This window comes from Pseudoalteromonas sp. Ps84H-4, assembly GCF_024124645.1.
GTDB classification, from domain to species: Bacteria; Pseudomonadota; Gammaproteobacteria; order Enterobacterales; family Alteromonadaceae; genus Pseudoalteromonas; species Pseudoalteromonas lipolytica_C.
The window spans coordinates 105,993-124,789 of sequence record NZ_JAMXSK010000011.1 but is presented as its reverse complement, the minus strand read 5'-3'; the positions used below and the strand labels follow the sequence as shown (position 1 = coordinate 124,789).

Genomic DNA, 18,797 nt, shown 5'->3' with positions numbered 1-18,797 from the left:
CTGCGACTACCTTACGGGAGCTGTATGACAAACTAGTTACACTTTAATAAACATAAAATGACAATATTAATTATTTAAAAAAGAGGAAGTTAGTTAATTTTAAGAACGGAAAAAAGCCGCCCGAAGGCAGCTTTGGTGTTGCGATTATAAATTAGTTCTTTTGTACGCTTACCTGTTGAATACGATTTAGAGTAAAGCGGTACGTAATGTTTCGGCGTGCACTTTTTCACGCTTCACATACTTGATCCATTGCTCAGCTAAACGCTGTGACTTTTTGTGCTTTTCCGCTTGCTCAAACGCTAAAATCGAGGCATCAAAGTTTTGTAAATTGTACTGCGCCATACCTAAGGCAACATACACATTTGATTCAAACTCTAAACCGCCTTTATCGAGCGCTTTACGCGCTGCATCCGCTGCTTCTTCGTATTTTTCAAGGTTGATACTCACCTCGGCAATACGTTGATCGTACTGGCCATGTGTTACTAAATCAGCTGCTTTTGCAAAGTATTGCAGCGACTTTTCGTCTTCTTTAGCTTGCACCATTGCTTCTGCAACAAAGGCGTAGTTTTTTGCTGATTTTTCAGCCACACCATCTTGCATTGCTTTACTCATCACTTTCGCAGCTTTAAAAGCCAGGCCGTTGTATAAATACACTTGTGATAATTGACGTAAATCTGATTTAGATTTCATGAAACCTTGTTGATAGGCCGCTTCTAAAATCGCTAATTGCTTTTTCTCTGCGCCCGTTTCACCGTACATGCCACCTAACTGAACCCAGTACTCTGGCTTGTTATAAAGCTTCACTAAGCGTTCAAGTACCTCGACCACTTTGTCAGACTGATTAAGTGAGTAGTACATAGCACGCTGTAAGATTAACCAGTTTTCTTTTGGCATTTCACCTTTACTGTCGGCTTCTGCGATAGCAAGGTTAATGTTTTCAATGCCTTTTTGGTAATCTTTAAGCTGATAATAAGCTTGTGATTTCAATACGTAATAAGCATCTGTTTTAGGCTTGTCGTTAATCGCATCCCACTGTGCTAAATATTTGATTACCATTTCGTAATCACTATTAGCCATGGCAAGTTGCGCTAGGCTAAACGTAGTACTTACACGTAATGTTTCTGGGATCGCGTCTTCGTTTACTACTTTTTCAAACGATGCAATTGCTTTATCTAAGTCGTTCTCGTTGTAATAAATAAAACCGTAGAAATTATGCATCATGGCAATTTCATACGAGTTCATACTTGAAGAGCGCTCTTGGATACTATCAAGGGCTGCTAATCCTGCTTTTGCATCTCCATCATCAGCCAGCTTTTGTGCACGAGCTAATTGGCTATACACTTTTTCACGCAGTGCAGGCACTCGTTTAGTTTTTTGTTCCTCAGCGTAAGCTGTTGCCAGTGTGACACCTGGTAACATGCTAACAACGCTTGGGATTACCAGGCTGCTTGTGAAAGCAGCCGCGCAAATCACGGCAACTTTTAAAGGTTTCATAATCGCATTCCTCTTTTCTAACCGTTAATCTGGAAAGAAATTTTGTTCTGTACGCCCGCTACTTCAACGGCTTCACCGTTAACAACGCGCGGTTTATATTTAAATTTAAGTGCTGCATCCATCGCAGCGCGGTCAAACAATGACTCAGGTTCGGCTTTAATCACTTTTGGGTCACGTACTGTGCCTTGCTTTGTTACTGTAAACTCAACAATCACATAGCCTTCGATTCCACGTGATAAAGCTCGGCGCGGATAAACAGGCGCTACTTTTACAATCGGTAGGTATTCACCGTCGCTTGATTCAAGCGCTAAACCCCCGGATAAGTTAACGTCGGCTTCAACACTGGCACCAAAGTCAAAATTGGCATTGCTCGCGTTAGGATCACTGTTTTGCATTTGCGGTGATTCCATTGGCGGAGGTGGCTCTTTTGGCGTTGGTGGCTTTTGCGGTTTACGTTCTTTCTTTTGCACTGTCTCTTCTTTTTTCAGACGAACAAAATCAAGTACGTTTCCTTTTACGGGCTCAGACATGGCCCCTTCACCACCGGTGATCAGTGCCTGCATGCCTAAAAACAGCATGACAGTCACGATACCCGCGATGATTAATGCAACTATATAACGCATCGCTCACATTCCTTATGATGCTTCTTGCGCAGCAATCGACACATCAAATGCGCCTGCAGCTCGCGATGCATCCATTACTTTGATAAGTACATCGGTTGTGGCTTTCTTATCAGCTTGAATAACCACGCTACCTTGTGGGTTTTCAGCTTTTAAGCGCTCGATATTTGCTTGTACTGCACGAATATCTACTTGGCGTTTGTTGATCCAAATTTCACCTTTGTCAGAAATAGCAACTAAGATGTTGGCACGCTCTTTTTTCACTGCCGTTGCCGCTTCAGGGCGGTTTACATCAATACCGGCTTCTTTTACGAATGATGCTGTTACGATAAAGAAGATAAGCATGATGAAAACAACGTCTAGCATTGGCGTCATGTTGATTTCTTCAGCGTCGTCTTCTTGAAATAAATTACCTAGTGGCGCTCTCATTGTTAGTCTCCTAGTGGGTGATACTCACATCACCCTAAAATTCGTTTAGTGGTCTAAGACCATGTTGTCTTCAAGTAATTGCACTTCGCGTTTTGCACGACGTTGTAAGAACGTTGATGCGAAAACCCCTGAAAGTGCGCCCACCATACCGGCCATTGTTGGGATAGTGGCTTTAGACACCCCTGACGCCATCGAACGAGCACTGCCTGTGCCTGTGATTGCCATTACATCAAATACTTCGATCATGCCGGTTACGGTACCTAACAGACCTAAAAGTGGACATAACGCAACCATTACGTTGATTAGCGCAAGGTTATTATTTAGTTGCATGCCAGCGCGTGAAATCATCGCTTGGCGAATTTGCTCTGCGTTCCAGCTGTTACGCTCTGCTCTATTGCTCCAAGTGCTTTTTACGTCTTTCTTGTAGCGTTTAAAGCCACCAAAGAAATACATAAAACGCTCAAGTATCAATAACCACATCGCGAAGATGAGGACCCCGATGACCAAGAGAACTTGGCCACCTGTGTCGAGGAAATCACGTAGAGCATTGATTGCATCAATCAATAGCACCATGATTTATGCTCCTTTCTCGCTTCGCTCTGCGATGATACCTGCGCTTTGCTCTTGTAAAATCAACAGCATATTTTTAGAACGCGTGTTAAGAAGTGTGTATAAGAATACTGTTGGGATAGCCACAACCAGACCAAGTACCGTTGTTACAAGTGCCTGAGAAATACCACCCGCCATTAGTTTAGGGTCACCTGTACCGAACAAGGTAATTGCTTGGAAGGTGTTAATCATACCGGTTACCGTACCTAGTAGACCAAGTAATGGTGCTACTACAGAGATAATCTTAATTAGCGTCAGGTTACGGGTAATTTTTGGCATTTCACGAATGATTGCTTCGCTTAATTTAAGCTCAAGTGTGTCGTACGCAACATCTGGGTACTGGTCTTTCACTTTCATTACACGACCAAGTGGGTTGTCATCACGTGCCACTGTGTCTTTAAGCTGACGACGGATTTTGCTACCCATAATCATCAGAGATACAAAACGCTCAAGTGCAATTAGTAAAGCAATTAAACCAACACCTAAAATGATGTAACCAACCGTACCACCTTGATGAACTTGCTCTTCAGTATCTGGTGCTTGTACTAAAAGACCTAAAATTGAACCACCTGTAGGGTCAAGTGCGAACGGTACAACACCTGATTTTGCTTGTTGTAAGTCTGTAGCAGTTGCTGTGTAACGGCTGCTAGGCTGACGTGTAAGCTGGCTGATTGTATTTGTAGCCGGTGTGTACTCTAGGTATTTACCATCTGCGATTAAGTTAAATGCACCAACACGCACCACTTCTTTTTGTGCTTTGCTGCCACCTTCAACGATTACATCGGTTGTAAAGCGAGATACTTTACCTTGTTCAGTCATTTCGCGTTGTAATTCAAACCATACTTTTTCGATATCATCGATAGAAGCAAGCTTTGAGGTTGAACCCATTTTTTGTGCCAGTTCATCCATGAAGTTACTACGACCAGGAAGCTCTGCAGAAACAACTGACGTCATGAATTTGTTGCTTGAATCGCCCGCAACTTGTTGTAACACACCGAATAGCTCTTTAAGTGAACCCATGCGGTTTGAAAGCGTGTCTGTTAAGTTGGCTAGCTTTACTTCGTTTTCTTCAAACTGCGTTTCTAAACGCTCAGACTCGTTAAGCATTGCAGTACGTTTTGCTTGTGTATCTTTAAGCATTTGTACTTGTTCGTTTTGACGCGCCATGAACTCTTGTTCACGTTGTTTATTTTCAGCGCTTTGCTGTGCTTTACCTTGCTCTAATGTTTTTAGTAATGAGTCTAAATCCATTGGCTCAGCCGCTAGGCTGCTACCAGCAAAACCAAGGCCAGCTGCAAACACGGCCATTTTTGTCATTTTCGTTAATAATTTCATCTCAAACCTCTTATTCAGCAGCGTGGACTGGCAGTGTTAACATATCTGGGGCAAGTTGCTTACGTGCAATGCGTAAACCTTTGTTGATTTGGCTGATTGCAGAATCTGGTAATTCAACAAACGATTTTGTTTCTTTATCCCAGCTACCTGCTTTTTTGCCATCGCGTGTTAAATAAATAAGTTCTAAACGACCAATGCGTAAGAAATCCACTTCGCGCTCTTGGCCATCTACATTAAGTAATGCTGTGTATGCTTCGATAGTGCGACCATAATCAACTTCTACTTGGTAAGCTTCAAGTAAGCGGCGGAATTTTTCACTTGAAGTGATGTCTGCGCGGTCCATCATTTCTTTTAATGATGCAATACGCTTGCTACGCTCTTCAGTTAAGAAAGGTACGTCTAGTGCAACAAATTGCTCAAGACCTGTGATCATACGCATCATTAACGGCGTGATTTGACGCTCGATAACCGATACCTGATCCATTGACTCGTTTAACGCGTCCATTTCAGCAATTTGGTTGTTTAATTGCTTAGTAAGTTGCGCGTTATAAACAGTTAAGCCGTCAATTTCTTTATTAAGGGCTTTGAATTGTTGTAAACGACCTTGCATTGAATCGGCAATCTTGTCGATTTTAGTTTGTGATTGCGCTGCAGATTTATTTATCTCGCTGCTTTTATCAATTACTTTATCTAGATCGTTTGCATGTACTGCTGCAGATGCCGCTACAATACCTGCTAAAATCAGTGGTTTAACGCCTTTCATCGCATACACCTTTACTCGTTAAGTTAGCTTAATTTGCTAGTTGGGTTGTTTTATTGTGCGAAAGGATAACGATGAAAAATGACAAGCGTGTTGCGTAAAAAATACAAAAATATGACAGCTGTAACAATTAGTTTATATTGCGCAAGAATAAGGCAAAAGTTGCAGGGTTTCCGGGACTAAATATGGGATAGTATTTGCTGATAAGTGCTTTGCCAGTCATGATAATTAACAGGAATAGCAATGTAGAGGCCTTTATTTTCAAGGACTAACGACGGAAAACCTTGAATAGGTAAGCTTCTCGCTTGGTTTATTTCGGCCATGAGTAACGAATTTATTTTTTCACTTTCAATTTCGTGAATAAATGCGTTTTTTTCTAAGCCAATTTGCTCAGCAAGGCTTGCAAGGGTGCTGATGTCAGATGGATTTTGTGCATTTAAGTAGTAGGCTTTTTGAATGGCATAGAGCATCTCGTGCTCTTTATTGTACTGCCTTGCAACAAGCACTGCACGGCATGCTGGATAAGTAGAGCGGCGTGGTTGCGCTAAATGCCAAAACTCATGATTAAATGGCGTGCCAAGTTGCTGTTCAATACGCTGCCATGTTTGCTGTAAAAACTGCTGCATCTCTTTTGGCATTGGCTCATCTGAATCGGGAGCAAGGCCACCCACTTTATATTCAATAGCAAGTTTACCACCAAGGGCAGCTTGGAGTTTTAACCAAGTTTCTCTGTAGCCCCAACACCAACTACACATGGGGTCGTATACATAAATTAGCTTTGCCATTTAGCTTATCTCACTCAATTCCGACACTACTAAGTTACGCCCTTTTGCTTTCGCTTTATAGAGGTTGTCATCAGCTTGCTTAATTGTTTTACTAAACTGGCTACCACGTTCTAGGCTAGCAATACCAATGCTGCAAGTAATGGTAACAGACTGCCCAACATCATAGGGGATTTGCTTTTGCGCAACATAAGCACGTAACTTTTCGGCTACAGCATGAGCAATCTGAATCCCTGCCTTAGGCAATAAAATGATGAACTCTTCGCCGCCATAGCGTGCTTTTATATCTGTGCCACGCAATTTATCGTGCAACATAGCAGTAAACGCTATCAAGACCTGATCACCAAAGTCATGGCCATAACTATCGTTGAGAGATTTAAAGTTATCCAAATCAATCAATAATACCGACATGGGTAAGTAGTTTGCCGCTTCAGCTTCAAGGCGAGGCTGAATATGTTCATAAATATAACGACGATTCGCAAGGCCTGTAAGGGGATCGGTCAAGGCATCGCGCTTTTCAATTAAAGTGATATCAGCAATCTTTTGATGGCTTTTTTGTCTGAAGTATTCACTAATTGCAGAGAACAAAATCACCATGGTAAAAGAAGCTAAAAAACGCGACATTTCGACTGGCCCGTATTTAGCCTGACCAATATCTGGCCCGAGTAATAAAAATAATGCACTTAAGTACATGCTACCGACAAGAATACTGCCCGTTCTTAAGCCTAATGTGACATAGCTGACAATAGGATAAAACATCAACCAATACAGTGCCGTATTTTCTTTGCCACCGGTATAAACCAAAGACATACATAACAACAAAATAATAGACAAAATGATACTGGTTACCAAAACCAGCGCACCAGTACGGAAGTAATACAACATACATAAAACAATGGTTATATCACTTACCAATAACATCACTGTCAATTGCACTGCGTAAATATGGTAGTTAGACAACACTAACGAAGTGATCAATACGATGGCAAAAAACGCCATAGTAAATAACGTGAAAGCACGGCGTTGTTTATCCGCCGTGTCGACACTGTTTATGGTGATGGCACTAAGCCAGTTTTGTTCCAATTGTAAATGCTCGGTATAAAATTAAACTTTAAATTTCAAAACAAGTTTTTCTAATTCATAAAACTGTGCTTTTAGCTTAGTGCATTCATTAAGTGTATTATTAAGGTTACTTTGACCTTGATTAGATAGTTCACTAATCGAATGAATGTCACTGTCTAAGCTCTGGATCACATGGTTTTGCTCAGTCGTAGCATTGGCAACACTGTGATTTACGTCGTCAATTGATTCAATAGCTCGTGTGACTTCAGCCATTTTATCGCCGGCAATACGTGCCTGCTCGACACTCTTTTCGCTATCGCGAATACTGGCAGTCATTACCTCTACCGCCGAGGCTGAGCCTTGTTGTAACTGAGAAATAGTGTCTTCGATTTCTTGAGTAGATTGTTGTGTACGATGGGCTAGTTGGCGCACTTCGTCAGCAACAACCGCAAAACCACGACCCGCTTCACCTGCACGGGCCGCCTCAATTGCAGCATTAAGCGCTAGTAAGTTAGTTTGTTCACTAACACCTTTTATCACTTCGAGAACTTGGCCGATGCTTACTGTGTGTGCATCTAAACTATTAATTGTTTTTTGTGCCTGCTCCATATTACGAGACAAAGCATTAATAGCCTCTAAGTTATCAGCCAAGGCAGATTGGCTTTGTAAAGATTGGCTGTTAGCACTGGTTGCTAACGTTGATGCATTACTAGCACTATTTGATATTTCAACCGCGCTAGATGTCAGCTCATTGATTGCGGTGGCAACGTTATCAGTGCGTTTTGTTTGGTCTGCATACATATCGAGGGTGCCTTGAGTTTGATTAACTAAACTCTCAACTAGGCGTTCAAGTTCAACGGTGGTATTTTTAACTTGCTCAATTGATGTATGAATTTTTTCGATAAACGCATTAAAGTAATGGCTTAGCTCGCCAAACTCGTCATTATTTTCGACCTCAAGGCGACGAGTTAAATCGCCCTCACCCTCTGCAATATCTTTAATTGCATCGTTTAAGCGCTGCATTGGGCGCATTAAATAGCGAAGTAAAAACTGCATCATCAATACAATCGCGACAATACCCATCAGCATATAAATAGCTGCCATATTTCTAAATGAGGCAACTGATGAATAAGCAATTTCTTCGTTGATCACCACTCCTAAATACCAATCAACGTTTTGAATCCCTTTAATTTTAGTGAACGAAACAAGTTTATCTAAACCACCTACCTGTACTTCTACAAATTCAGATTTTAACGACAGGCTTTTGCCAAATAAGTCGCGCATGTTTTTATCGTTAAATTTAGTTTCTGGGTGGCTTAAAATTCGCCCTTCACTATCAAGTAAAAAACCATAACCGAAACCTAAAAAGTCAATTTCGTTGACGATTTTAGTTATGGTTTTCATGTCGATATCGGCACCTGCAACACCACTAAATACGCCGTTTGCTTGCATTGGTGCTACAGCCGAAATTGTCAGTTCATTGGTTGTTACATCAATATAAGGGGCTGTAAATGCAGTATTGGTTTTGTTCTCAACCAGTTTATACCACGGACGTGTTGTAGCGTCGTAATCGGGTGGCAACACAACAGATTGGTCGTTCAACACAAAGGTGCCGTCAGTGATACCAATATAAGTATTTTTGAAGTTACCGGCTTTGTCAGCTGTGTTGAGTTGTGTGAGTGTCAGTTCTTTGCTGTCGCCAAGTTGATATGTGTCAGCAACCGACGAGACAATCGCTAACTTAGCATTCAACCAGTTGGCTATGTTTTGCGACACTGACTGAGAAATCTCTTGTAGAACCAGCGAAAGCTGCTCCTGCGTTTGGCTGCGCATAGAGATGAAGTTGTTAATCGTGAATAAACCGAGCACGATCACTAAAACCAGTGATGCAGCCACAGTTACCTTGGTGGTAAATTTAAGAGTGCTTTGCATGACAAACCTGTTTGTTATTTTTTTCGTTGTTAGCGCATTTATATTTAACAAATTTAGAGCTCTTTGTCTTATAAATTTAAGCTAAAACTAGAAAAAACGTTCATTATTGAAAATAAACGCTTTCCATAAAATCAATTACTTTGTTAACGGCAGCAAATCCTGCATCTAAAGTAAATTATTAGATCAATTTAAGAAATACAGCACTGGAACGTTCCTAACAAACAGGTAAAAAATACATTCTGAATACGTATTCATTAAATCTATTTGTCATTTAACTTTGTTTATAAGACTGAATTACAAACATAAAAAACCCCGCATCTCAGTGCGGGGTTTTTTATTAAATAGCTATTTAAGCTATGCGTTTCTTCCAGCTGTCAGCCAAACGTACAACGTTTAAGCCATACCAAGCGATAAATGCATAACAAATCACTGGTACAAAGAAGCTTTGCTGAATACTAACCGTATCTGCAACCACACCTTGTACTAATGGTACTAAGGCACCACCAACGATTGCTAAACATAACCAACCCGAACCTTTACTGGTTAGTGAGCCTAGGCTTTCGATTGCAACAGAGAAAATAGTTGGGAACATAATTGAATTGAATAAACCAATCGCTAGTACTGAGTAAAGCGCTACATCACCTTCAGTGAAAATAGTCACTAATAGCAATACAATAACCATCATGGCATTAAAGAATAACGCTTTTGAAGGCGCAATCTTTTGCAGTGCAGCAGAGCCAATAAAACGACCCACCATAGCACCACCCCAGTAGTAAGCAATTAGGCTTGCAGCCGCATGCTCTTCAAGGCCAGCAATATGCTCTTCACCAAAGTAATTTACTAAGAAGCTACCAATTGAAACCTCAGCACCTACGTAACAGAAGATACCCACAACACCCATCATTAAATGAGGTGCTTCAGCTAGGCTGTGGCCTTTCGCTTTACAGTCTTGCTCTTCTGTATGCTCTGCAATTACTGGTAATTTAAAGAAGGCAAATACCACAGCAATAGTCAGTAATGCTGCTGCAAGCATAAGGTAAGGTACTTTTACCGACTCAGCAGTTGCTGCGTTTGCAGCTAACGTACCCGCTGTACCGAAGAATAAAATACCACCCACATATGGGCCAACTGTTGTGCCTAGTGAGTTAAGTGCTTGTGCTAAATTTAAACGTGACGATGCCGTTTTTTCAGGACCTAACGCCACAACATACGGGTTAGCTGATACCTGTAATACGGTAATACCGGCCGCAAGTACAAATAATGCACCTAAGAATAACCAGTACTCATGCACAACAACCGCAGGGTAAAATAACATACAGCCGATTGATGCCACGACTAAGCCAGTTAGTACACCGTTTTTGTAGCCCATTTTTTTAACCAACATACCCGCTGGTAGCGAAACGATAAAGTAAGCACCAAAGAAACAAAACTGAACCAGCATTGCCTCTGTGTAGGTTAGATCGAATACCCCTTTTAAACGCGGGATTAAAACGTCATTTAAAACTGTAATGAAGCCCCATAAAAAGAACAGGGTTGTCATTGCCGTCAGTGGTAGCAGGTAGTTTTTATTTTGCTGCGAACCATCGGCGACAAACGATTGGTTTGTATTTATTTCACTCACGTGGTTTTCACTCCGTTAACAAGTTATCCTTGATTCTACACATTGAAGCAAAAATAGCACAAAGATTTACTAGGAACGTTCCAATATTTTTATTTCCTGCTATAGTTGCAAAACGAACATAGATTTATTGATACACCATGGCCACAGTTGACTTTAAAAGCCCTGTTTTTCTTAAACAGCACATAAAAGACATCCTTGCTTTTTATCATCCTCATTGTGTTGATCATACAGCCCATGGTTTAGCTGGGTTTTATCAGTATTTTAAAAATGATGGCGCAATTTACGATAAACAAACCCGTCATTTAGTATCGAGTACCCGCTTTGTTTTTAACTACGCGATGGCGTATATCGAGTTCAAAGAGCCTGAATATTTAAGCCTTGCTAAACATGGTTTAGCCCACCTTGAACATGCGCATAAGCAAGCATCTGGGGGTTATGCTTGGCTTATAAAGCAAGATGAGAGCGGCAAGGTAACTGTTTTAGACGATACCAACCATTGCTACGGGCTTGCCTTTGTATTGCTTGCAAACGCAGTTGCGTTAAAAGCAGGCATTAGCGACAGTAAAAATACCATTTCGCAGGTATGGGACTTATTAGAGCAGTACTACTTTGAACCCCAGCATAATGCCTACTTAGATGAACAAAATGCCGACTTTAGCCATGCAGATGACTACCGAGGCCAAAATGCCAATATGCATTTATGCGAAGCCTTACTCATGTGTTTTGAAGCAACCAACGAGACCCGTTATTTAAAGCGTGCTAAACAGCTTGCCGAGACCTTTACAGTAAAACTAGCCGCACACAGCCAACAGTTTGTCTGGGAGCATTACAATAAAAACTGGCAAATCGATTTAGATTACAACAAAGATGACCCACAGCATTTATTTAGACCTTGGGGATTTCAGCCAGGTCATCAAACTGAGTGGGCAAAATTGTTACTTATTTTACACCGCCATATTGACGAACCTTGGCTGGTAACGCGCGCCAAAAGCCTGTTTGATGAAACCCTAAGCATTGCATGGGATCAGCAACATGGTGGCATTTTCTATGGCTTTGCACCAGATAAGCAAATTTGTGATAGCGATAAATACTTTTGGGTGCAGGCCGAGTCATTAGCGGCAGCGGCCCTACTCGCTGATGCCACAAATGACGAAAGCTATTGGCAATGGTACGAAAAAATTTGGCTGTACAGTTGGCAGCATATGGTAGATCACCAATATGGTGCTTGGTATCGTATTTTATCTGCCCAAAACCAACCTTACAGTGACGAAAAATCGCCAGCAGGCAAAACTGACTACCATACTATGGGTGCCTGCTACGAAGTATTAAGAACCTTAACCTTGAGGAATGCATAATGAGTTTAGTGTGTTTTGGCGAAGCATTAATCGACTTTTTATCAGATGGTAAACAACCAGAGTCATTTACCAAATACGCAGGTGGCGCACCTGCCAATGTGGCTGTTGCAGCAGCAAAACTAGGCCTAAACACCAGCTTTTGCGGCATGTTAGGCGATGATATGTTTGGCCACTTTATTAAAGGTGAGCTAGATCAACATAGCGTTAATACATCTTATTGCCGCTTTACTGATGCAGCCAAAACAGCGCTTGCATTTGTATCACTTGATGAAAGTGGTGAACGCTCATTTAGCTTTTATCGCCCACCAGCGGCTGATTTACTTTATAGCGTAGACGACTTCGACCATGAAATGTTTGCAAATCACGCCATCATGCATGTATGCAGCAACAGTCTGACTGAGCACAACATCTATCAAACAACAATTTATGGTTTAACTCAGGCGAAAAAAGCCGGTGCAATTTGTAGTTTCGATATGAATCTGCGCGAAAACCTGTGGCCAAGTATGCGCCATACACTAGACAGAATGTGGCACGTTATATCTCTGGCAGATATCGTTAAACTCTCATTTGAAGAGCTTGAGTTTTTAAATCAAAAAAGCCATCAAGCAATGCCACTTGAGCACACTATTGATGCCATTTTAAAGGCCGGTGTAACCTGTTTGCTTGTTACCAATGGCGGCGAAGCAATCAGCTTTTACCACGCAGATTTTAAGGGCCAAGTTAGCCCACCAGCTACAAAAGTGGTTGATACCACAGCCGCAGGCGATGCATTTATTGGCGGCATGCTGTCAAAGATTGGTCAGCACTGTGAAAACAAACAAAGCTTTAAAGCGTTTTGCCAAACCCCAGCTAATATCGAACAAACTATTGCTTATGCAGCTAAAGCCGGCGCTTTTGCTGTAAGCCGTTATGGTGCATTTGCGTCTTTACCAAGCGCAGCCGATTTAGCCTAGAACTTTGTTTAGGTTGAGTAAAAAGCCCGGCATCAGTAATTAATGCCGGGCTCATTCGCTATTGCTCCGTTTTACATTTATCGATAATTGGTAAATACCTAAACACCTTCATGCTTTGATCGAACACCACATGATCCCCCGCTTTTAAAGCAATGCTAATCTCGCCAATTCAATGTTAAGTTGTTCACTGATTGAATAACAAAACGAAAATATTTCATCATCAAATCAATGCAAAAAAGCCCAGCGTTTCTATAATTAATACTGTGATTTACTTAAAAGGATTTGATAATGCTCACTTTAAAACAACCTCGTATGTTAACGATTTTATCTTTCGGTTTAGTATTCGCCTCACCAACTGTTTATGCCGACCAATGGCAATTTTCTGTAGAGCCTTATTTAATGGCCACTGCGATTGATGGCAGCTCGGCAATCGGCACTATAGAAGCCCCCCTTGAAGTCGAATTTGATACCATTTTAAACAACCTCGACAGCGCATTTATGCTCCATCTTGAGGGATATCATCAATCAAACTGGGGTTTTATTGCTGACTGGGGCTATATGGATTTAAGTAAATCTCATAACGCCCCAAAACTTGGCGTGCTCAGTGCTCGGGTGCGTCAAGCGGTGCTCGAATTAAGTGTTGCTTACCGTTTTTCTAGTCCTTCGATGGGTGATTGGGTTAACTATGTGGGTATTCGTCGTTGGGATAACACCTACGAATTCGATCTTGATCCTAACTTTATGTCACAAGTGTCCGTAGTCGACAGAGATGAAGATTGGATTGATCTCATTTTTGGCTTTCACTTTAACAAACAATTAAGCGAACATTGGCAATTAACAACTGCTGGGGATCTCGGTGGCTTTAACTTAAATGCTAAATTGACTGGCAGCTTTAAATTAGGTGCGGTGTATCAAATAAACCCGCATTGGGATCTGGGTATGAGCTATAAAACCACTTATGTAGATTACCAAACAGGCCAACGCGGAAATAAAAACTTCTTTAGTTATGATACATTTACCCACGGCCCGCAAATAAGCGTGAGCTATCAGTTTTAGTCGTTAGCCTGCTAGTAATTTGTTTCTATTTCATGGTATGTTTTTTAACTAATTAAAGAAAAAGGAATTCATCCTATGAATAATAAGCTTCTTGCTGGGGGCGCAATTGCTATTGTTGCAGGTGCGTTGTTGTACTCACAAAATAAAGCCAGTGTTGATGTAGATTTACCTGAGCTTGCCTACGTACCTGCCGACACGGCGGTTTTTTATGGTCAACTTAAACCGTTTCCGTACAGCAAATACTTTGCGCTTATGCCAGATGCAATGAAGGGCACGAGCGATTTAACGCCCATCATTGCTGAGCTTAAAACTGTTGATGATAAGAATGCCCTATTCCTTGCATCACTGATGGAAAAATACCAACAATCACTGAGCTCTTACGATGCCTTCAAATCGATTTGGGGCTTTGGTGATGACTACAAAGGCATGATGTATGCGCAAGGTTTAATGCCGATTGTGCGTTTTCAGGTCGCTGATCAAAACAGCATTATCAATAGCATTAAGCAATCTGCTGATGAAGCCGGTATTGCTTATACAACTGAAAGCCTTGAAGGCGTAAGTTACACGCGCTTTGCCATTGAACTTGAAGGCTTAGATAACTTCAACCTAATTGCATCAACTCACAATAATTGGGCTACCATCACGCTGGCCACTGCGCTTTCTAACGATCAAGATTTACGTATTGCCCTTGGCGTAGAAAAACCGGCTCAATCACTGGCTGAGACTAAAAAATTACCTGAGCTAATTAAAACTTTCTCGCTTGATGGCAACTCGGTTGGCTTTGTTGATCATCAACGTATCGCTAATGCTGTAACAGGCAAAGAAGACTCTCGCTTACACCAGATGCTCAAAGAGCTACTTGATAAAGCCCAGCAATCAAACGCATTAGCAGCAATTTCAACACCTGAGTGTCAAGATGATATTGCTGCCATTGCCGCTAAATGGCCTGCAACAGTATCAGGCACAACAAAAACCCGTATTACCGCTGACTACGCCGACTTTGACGTAAAAGCAGTATTGCAAAGCACAGATCAAGACTTACTAAATACGCTTCAAGCTGTCCGTGGCTTTGTACCAAAACATACCACTGGGCTTGACGGGCAAATGATGAGTGTTGCTTATGGTATTGATGTAGCAAAAGTCCTGCCACTGGCTAATACACTAACCGGTGCAATTAAATCAGCTGAGTTTAACTGTGGGCCAATTGTCGCGCTACAGAATGAAATGCAAGAAGTGAGCACCGCAGGCCTTGCTATGATGTCGGGCTTTGCAAATGGCGTACAAGGCATGAGTGTCAGCGTTCAAGATGCTGCATTTACTATCGATGACTACAATGGCCCACAAATAGATAAGCTTGATGCCATCGTTACCCTATCGGCTACCGATGCCCATGGCTTGTATTCAATTGCACAAGGTTTTGTACCGCCACTTGCTAACATAAAACTACCAGCCAATGGTGATGCCGTACTGATCAATGAATACATTCCATCGCCTGTGCCACTTAACTTTGATATTAAAATGGCGCTTAAGGGAAATCATATTGTGATTTTCACCGGTGATAAGTCAGCGCAGATTTCCGAGACTTTAGAGTCGCAAAGTGTCACTAAAAATGGCTTTGTGAACATGGCATTCGACGTACAAAAAATCTTATTACCTTTACTTGATACGATTGCATCAACGGGGCAATTAACTAATGAGGAAATGGCTGAGCTTGATTCGCTACGCGACCAACCTGTCGGTGTTTATTTTGCCACAGACATTACCGACAACGGCATTGGACTTGAAAGTAACGTACAAATTACTAAAAAGTAGTTTTGAGTTTGAATCTAAAAAGAGCGCTATTTAGCGCTCTTTTTTTGTTGCCATTTAAGTGAGTTGTTAGTGTCTCGACTATTACAAATGGTGTCGTTTGAACTTTCAATACCACCGAGTTTGGCAAGTCGGTCGTACAGCACAACATTGCAGGTTGCGGCTAGGTTCATACAGCCTATGGTTGGCACATACACTACTTCATCACACCATTTCAGCACGTCTTTACTGACTGAGCCATCTTCAGGGCCAAACACATAAAATGCATTTTCAGGGTGCTTAAATTCAGGCAGCGGCGTTGCACCTTCAACAAGCTCAATCACCACCATTGTGGCACCCTCAGGCTTTGCTTGCTCTAGGCTTTCGACTTGCGTGAGCGGAATATGCTCAAGCACATTTTTGGTATCGGTGTGATACTTATTAGCGCGTAAATAGCGGCTACCAGTAAAAAACACCTGCTTGGCGTTGTAACAACCCGCGGCACGTAATACCCCACCCACATTGGTTGGGCTTTTTGGGTTTAACAAGCCAATGCTTGCTTTAAGGGCGCTCATTAATCAATGTCTCTGGTTGGCCACTCGGCCACGTAAAGGTCAAAGTCATCTAGGTCTACATCACAGTCTTTCACTGTTTTGTCACGCACAGAAATACCCAACTCATGCATCATATCTTTACTGCCACCGTTCAGTAACGGGTGCCAAGATGCAAGGCCACGGCCTTCGTAAAGGCGACGGTAGCTACAGCTTTGTGGCATAAAAAAGATATCTTTGAGGTTTTCTTTAGTGAGCTTTACACATGAAGGCACCAAGGTTTGGCGGTTCGCATATTCGCTACACCCACAGGTGTCGTTGTCTAGGTATTGGCAAACGATATTAGTGAAAATGAGTTCTTCACCCTCGCGAAGTTGATCCGTTGCGGTAAATTCATCTTCGTCTTCACTGTCGATAAATGTGTTTAAACAACATTTACCACAGCCGTCACAAATGGCTTCCCATTCGGCTTGTGACATTTGCTCAAGCGAGCGCTTAAGCCAAAATTGATCTTCTAACATGGTATTACTCAAAGCCCCTAAACAGCGCGCATTCTAGCGTAAAGCCAGCATGCGCGCAAAGTTTAGCGTGTTTGAGCGATTACTTTTGCTCGTTAACCCAACGCTTAATTTTCTCTTCAAGAATTGGCATAGGTAATGCGCCATCAATCAGCACTTGCGTATGGAAAGCTTTAATGTCGAACTTATCGCCTAGCTCTTTGCTCGCGTAGTCACGTAGTTCTTGAATTTTGAACTGACCTAACTTGTACGACAGCGCTTGGCCCGGCCATGCAATGTAACGCTCAACTTCGGCGATAATGTCGCTTTCTGCCATTGATGAGTTAGCCAACATGTAATCAATACCTTGTTGACGTGTCCAACCTTTTGCGTGGAAACCAGTATCAAGCACTAAGCGCATTGCACGTAATTGCTCATCTGATAAACGGCCGTACCACATGTAAGGGTCGGTAAATAAGCCAAGCTCTTTACCTAAGCTTTCTGCATACAATGCCCAACCTTCTGCAAATACCGTGTAGCCACCGAATTTACGGAATAGTGGTAACCCTTCAATTTCTTGTTGCAAGGCAATTTGAAAGTGGTGACCCGGTGCGGCTTCGTGAATAGACAGGGTTTCAAGTAAAAACTTAGGCTGTGCTTTTAGATTAAAGGTATTGATATAGAAAATACCTGGGCGCGAACCATCTGGTGCTGGCGACTGGTAAGATGCACCCGCAGCTGATTCAGCGCGGAAATCTTCAACTGCTTTTACAACGTATGGCGCTTTTGGCGCAATATCGAACATTTGCGGCAGCTTAGCATCAATCTTTTCTTTTACAGCTTCGTACGCGGCAATTAACTCTTCTGGCGTATCGTAATAAAACTCATCTGAGGTTCTTAGGTGTTCAAAAAACGCTTTTAAATCGCCTTCAAAACCGACAGTCTCTTTGACTTTTTTCATCTCAGATAAAATACGCGATACTTCGCTTAAACCAATATCATGAATTTCATCAGCGTTTAAGCTCAGCGTAGTATGCTGTTTAATTTGGTACTCATACCAGGCTTTACCATTTGGTAGGTCGCTGTAACCAATGCTTTCACGGGCATTTGGAATATATTCATTCGCTAAAAAGTCAGCCATTTTTTGATACGCAGGCACTAAACGCTCGCTGATCATCGCCGTGTACGCGCTTGTTAGCTGTGCTTTTTGCTCGTCGCTGAAAGATTCAGGTAACTGAGCAATTGGCCCCCAGAATAATGACTCTTCTGGTTTTTCTACAATATGAGTTTGAAATTGCGGTAACAGTTTTTCAGCAAGCGGTTTAGGAAGAACCACTTTGTCTTTCATGCCTTGACGCATTGATTGCTCAACACTGTCTAACCAAGCGATGAAACCGTCAGCACGTTTTTCAAATGCTTGATAATCTTCGACCGTGTTAAAAGGTTGTGCACTTTGCCCAGAACCTAACGCAGCAAAGGTATTGTGCGCCCCGCCCATTTGGTTAATTGGCATTAAGTAACTTGGAAACTGAGCGCCTTCAATCGCAAGGTCTAAATCGCGGGCTAGAATTTCGTAGCTCAATAATGACTGACCTGTTAATTGCGCTTTGTCGATATTTGCTAGTTTGTTTTTGTATTCTTTAACAAAGTTAAGCTGCTCGTCGCGGTTTGCTTTACTAATAGGTGCAATAAATTGGTCGTTATATTCGCTACGGCCAATGTAAGTACCGCCAATTGGATTAAACTTTAAGCCTGCTTCAAAGTAGTCTGCTAGTAATGTATCAAGTTGCTCTTTGGCTGACGTTGCGCTTGGTGCTTGTTTGCTTACTGCCTGAGTTGTTTTTTCGTTGCTTGGCGTTGATTCATTACAACCAAGTAATGCAAACATCACCGCCGAACTAAGTAGTGCTAGTTTTACGTTTTTCATTCTTTCCCTGCCCTTATATTAAGTAC

General features: G+C 41.9%; 17 protein-coding genes. 4 read left to right on the top strand and 13 right to left on the bottom strand.

Annotated features, from left to right (window positions below):
• Positions 1-186 precede the first annotated feature (186 nt).
• From NH454_RS11555 to NH454_RS11510, 10 genes are all read right to left on the bottom strand, one after another.
• The gene (locus NH454_RS11555) at positions 187-1,494 is read right to left on the bottom strand and encodes a hypothetical protein (RefSeq protein WP_253039149.1); all 1,308 of its coding nucleotides are present in this window, start codon (positions 1,492-1,494) and stop codon (positions 187-189) included.
• A gap of 17 nt (positions 1,495-1,511) precedes the next feature.
• A complete protein-coding gene (locus NH454_RS11550; RefSeq protein ID WP_065979085.1) occupies positions 1,512-2,117 on the bottom strand; it encodes an energy transducer TonB in 606 nt (201 codons plus the stop codon).
• A 12-nt stretch (positions 2,118-2,129) separates the two neighbouring features.
• A complete protein-coding gene (locus NH454_RS11545) occupies positions 2,130-2,543 on the bottom strand; it encodes a biopolymer transporter ExbD (RefSeq protein ID WP_063707380.1) in 414 nt (137 codons plus the stop codon).
• 45 nt (positions 2,544-2,588) lie between these two features.
• The gene (locus NH454_RS11540) at positions 2,589-3,116 is read right to left on the bottom strand and encodes a MotA/TolQ/ExbB proton channel family protein (RefSeq protein WP_054552070.1); all 528 of its coding nucleotides are present in this window, start codon (positions 3,114-3,116) and stop codon (positions 2,589-2,591) included.
• A 3-nt stretch (positions 3,117-3,119) separates the two neighbouring features.
• Positions 3,120-4,487 carry a MotA/TolQ/ExbB proton channel family protein gene (locus tag NH454_RS11535; RefSeq protein WP_199527713.1) on the bottom strand — a complete coding sequence of 456 codons (1,368 nt, stop codon included), beginning with the start codon at positions 4,485-4,487 and terminating at the stop codon, positions 3,120-3,122.
• A gap of 10 nt (positions 4,488-4,497) precedes the next feature.
• Complete coding sequence (locus tag NH454_RS11530; protein WP_062565605.1) at positions 4,498-5,250, bottom strand: DUF3450 domain-containing protein; 753 nt, start codon at positions 5,248-5,250, stop codon at positions 4,498-4,500.
• Positions 5,251-5,426: 176 nt separating this feature from the next.
• On the bottom strand, positions 5,427-6,032 hold the full coding sequence (locus NH454_RS11525; RefSeq protein WP_253039147.1) for a DsbA family protein: 606 nt from the start codon (positions 6,030-6,032) through the stop codon (positions 5,427-5,429).
• Positions 6,033-7,112 carry a GGDEF domain-containing protein gene (locus NH454_RS11520; RefSeq protein WP_253039146.1) on the bottom strand — a complete coding sequence of 360 codons (1,080 nt, stop codon included), beginning with the start codon at positions 7,110-7,112 and terminating at the stop codon, positions 6,033-6,035.
• 21 nt (positions 7,113-7,133) lie between these two features.
• Positions 7,134-9,023 (bottom strand): methyl-accepting chemotaxis protein, encoded by a 1,890-nt coding sequence (locus tag NH454_RS11515; protein WP_135926450.1) that lies wholly within the window; start codon positions 9,021-9,023, stop codon positions 7,134-7,136.
• A 349-nt stretch (positions 9,024-9,372) separates the two neighbouring features.
• The gene (locus NH454_RS11510; RefSeq protein WP_138558694.1) at positions 9,373-10,644 is read right to left on the bottom strand and encodes a sugar MFS transporter; all 1,272 of its coding nucleotides are present in this window, start codon (positions 10,642-10,644) and stop codon (positions 9,373-9,375) included.
• A 137-nt stretch (positions 10,645-10,781) separates the two neighbouring features.
• Here NH454_RS11510 and NH454_RS11505 point away from each other — a divergent pair, with 137 nt between their 5' ends.
• From NH454_RS11505 to NH454_RS11490, 4 genes are all read left to right on the top strand, one after another.
• Positions 10,782-11,999, top strand: a complete 1,218-nt coding sequence (locus NH454_RS11505; protein ID WP_253039145.1) for an AGE family epimerase/isomerase — start codon at positions 10,782-10,784, stop codon at positions 11,997-11,999.
• Positions 11,999-12,952: a carbohydrate kinase gene (locus tag NH454_RS11500; RefSeq protein ID WP_253039144.1), complete on the top strand. Its 954-nt coding sequence runs from the start codon at positions 11,999-12,001 to the stop codon at positions 12,950-12,952. The genes NH454_RS11505 and NH454_RS11500 overlap by 1 nt, the downstream gene beginning before the upstream one ends.
• Before the next feature lie 288 nt (positions 12,953-13,240).
• Positions 13,241-14,008, top strand: a complete 768-nt coding sequence (locus NH454_RS11495) for a hypothetical protein (protein WP_062565613.1) — start codon at positions 13,241-13,243, stop codon at positions 14,006-14,008.
• 75 nt (positions 14,009-14,083) lie between these two features.
• Positions 14,084-15,820: a hypothetical protein gene (locus NH454_RS11490; protein WP_253039143.1), complete on the top strand. Its 1,737-nt coding sequence runs from the start codon at positions 14,084-14,086 to the stop codon at positions 15,818-15,820.
• A gap of 26 nt (positions 15,821-15,846) precedes the next feature.
• Here NH454_RS11490 and NH454_RS11485 read toward each other — a convergent pair whose 3' ends face one another.
• From NH454_RS11485 to NH454_RS11475, 3 genes are all read right to left on the bottom strand, one after another.
• Complete coding sequence (locus NH454_RS11485) at positions 15,847-16,371, bottom strand: RNA methyltransferase (RefSeq protein WP_253039142.1); 525 nt, start codon at positions 16,369-16,371, stop codon at positions 15,847-15,849.
• On the bottom strand, positions 16,371-16,868 hold the full coding sequence (locus NH454_RS11480; RefSeq protein ID WP_253039141.1) for a YcgN family cysteine cluster protein: 498 nt from the start codon (positions 16,866-16,868) through the stop codon (positions 16,371-16,373). Before NH454_RS11480 ends, NH454_RS11485 begins: the two co-directional genes overlap by 1 nt.
• A 79-nt stretch (positions 16,869-16,947) precedes the next feature.
• Positions 16,948-18,771: a DUF885 domain-containing protein gene (locus NH454_RS11475; protein WP_135926443.1), complete on the bottom strand. Its 1,824-nt coding sequence runs from the start codon at positions 18,769-18,771 to the stop codon at positions 16,948-16,950.
• Positions 18,772-18,797 lie beyond the last annotated feature (26 nt).

What these genes read in the sequence shown, in the direction of transcription:
- NH454_RS11555 (WP_253039149.1), bottom strand. Translation starts at nt 1,494, where the DNA reads ATGAAACCTTTAAAAGTTGCCGTGATTTGCGCGGCTGCTTTCACAAGC.
- NH454_RS11550 (WP_065979085.1), bottom strand. Translation starts at nt 2,117, where the DNA reads ATGCGTTATATAGTTGCATTAATCATCGCGGGTATCGTGACTGTCATG.
- NH454_RS11545 (WP_063707380.1), bottom strand. Translation starts at nt 2,543, where the DNA reads ATGAGAGCGCCACTAGGTAATTTATTTCAAGAAGACGACGCTGAAGAA.
- NH454_RS11540 (WP_054552070.1), bottom strand. Translation starts at nt 3,116, where the DNA reads ATGGTGCTATTGATTGATGCAATCAATGCTCTACGTGATTTCCTCGAC.
- NH454_RS11535 (WP_199527713.1), bottom strand. Translation starts at nt 4,487, where the DNA reads ATGAAATTATTAACGAAAATGACAAAAATGGCCGTGTTTGCAGCTGGC.
- NH454_RS11530 (WP_062565605.1), bottom strand. Translation starts at nt 5,250, where the DNA reads ATGAAAGGCGTTAAACCACTGATTTTAGCAGGTATTGTAGCGGCATCT.
- NH454_RS11525 (WP_253039147.1), bottom strand. Translation starts at nt 6,032, where the DNA reads ATGGCAAAGCTAATTTATGTATACGACCCCATGTGTAGTTGGTGTTGG.
- NH454_RS11515 (WP_135926450.1), bottom strand. Translation starts at nt 9,023, where the DNA reads ATGCAAAGCACTCTTAAATTTACCACCAAGGTAACTGTGGCTGCATCA.
- NH454_RS11505 (WP_253039145.1), top strand. Translation starts at nt 10,782, where the DNA reads ATGGCCACAGTTGACTTTAAAAGCCCTGTTTTTCTTAAACAGCACATA.
- NH454_RS11500 (WP_253039144.1), top strand. Translation starts at nt 11,999, where the DNA reads ATGAGTTTAGTGTGTTTTGGCGAAGCATTAATCGACTTTTTATCAGAT.
- NH454_RS11495 (WP_062565613.1), top strand. Translation starts at nt 13,241, where the DNA reads ATGCTCACTTTAAAACAACCTCGTATGTTAACGATTTTATCTTTCGGT.
- NH454_RS11490 (WP_253039143.1), top strand. Translation starts at nt 14,084, where the DNA reads ATGAATAATAAGCTTCTTGCTGGGGGCGCAATTGCTATTGTTGCAGGT.
- NH454_RS11485 (WP_253039142.1), bottom strand. Translation starts at nt 16,371, where the DNA reads ATGAGCGCCCTTAAAGCAAGCATTGGCTTGTTAAACCCAAAAAGCCCA.
- NH454_RS11480 (WP_253039141.1), bottom strand. Translation starts at nt 16,868, where the DNA reads ATGTTAGAAGATCAATTTTGGCTTAAGCGCTCGCTTGAGCAAATGTCA.
- NH454_RS11475 (WP_135926443.1), bottom strand. Translation starts at nt 18,771, where the DNA reads ATGAAAAACGTAAAACTAGCACTACTTAGTTCGGCGGTGATGTTTGCA.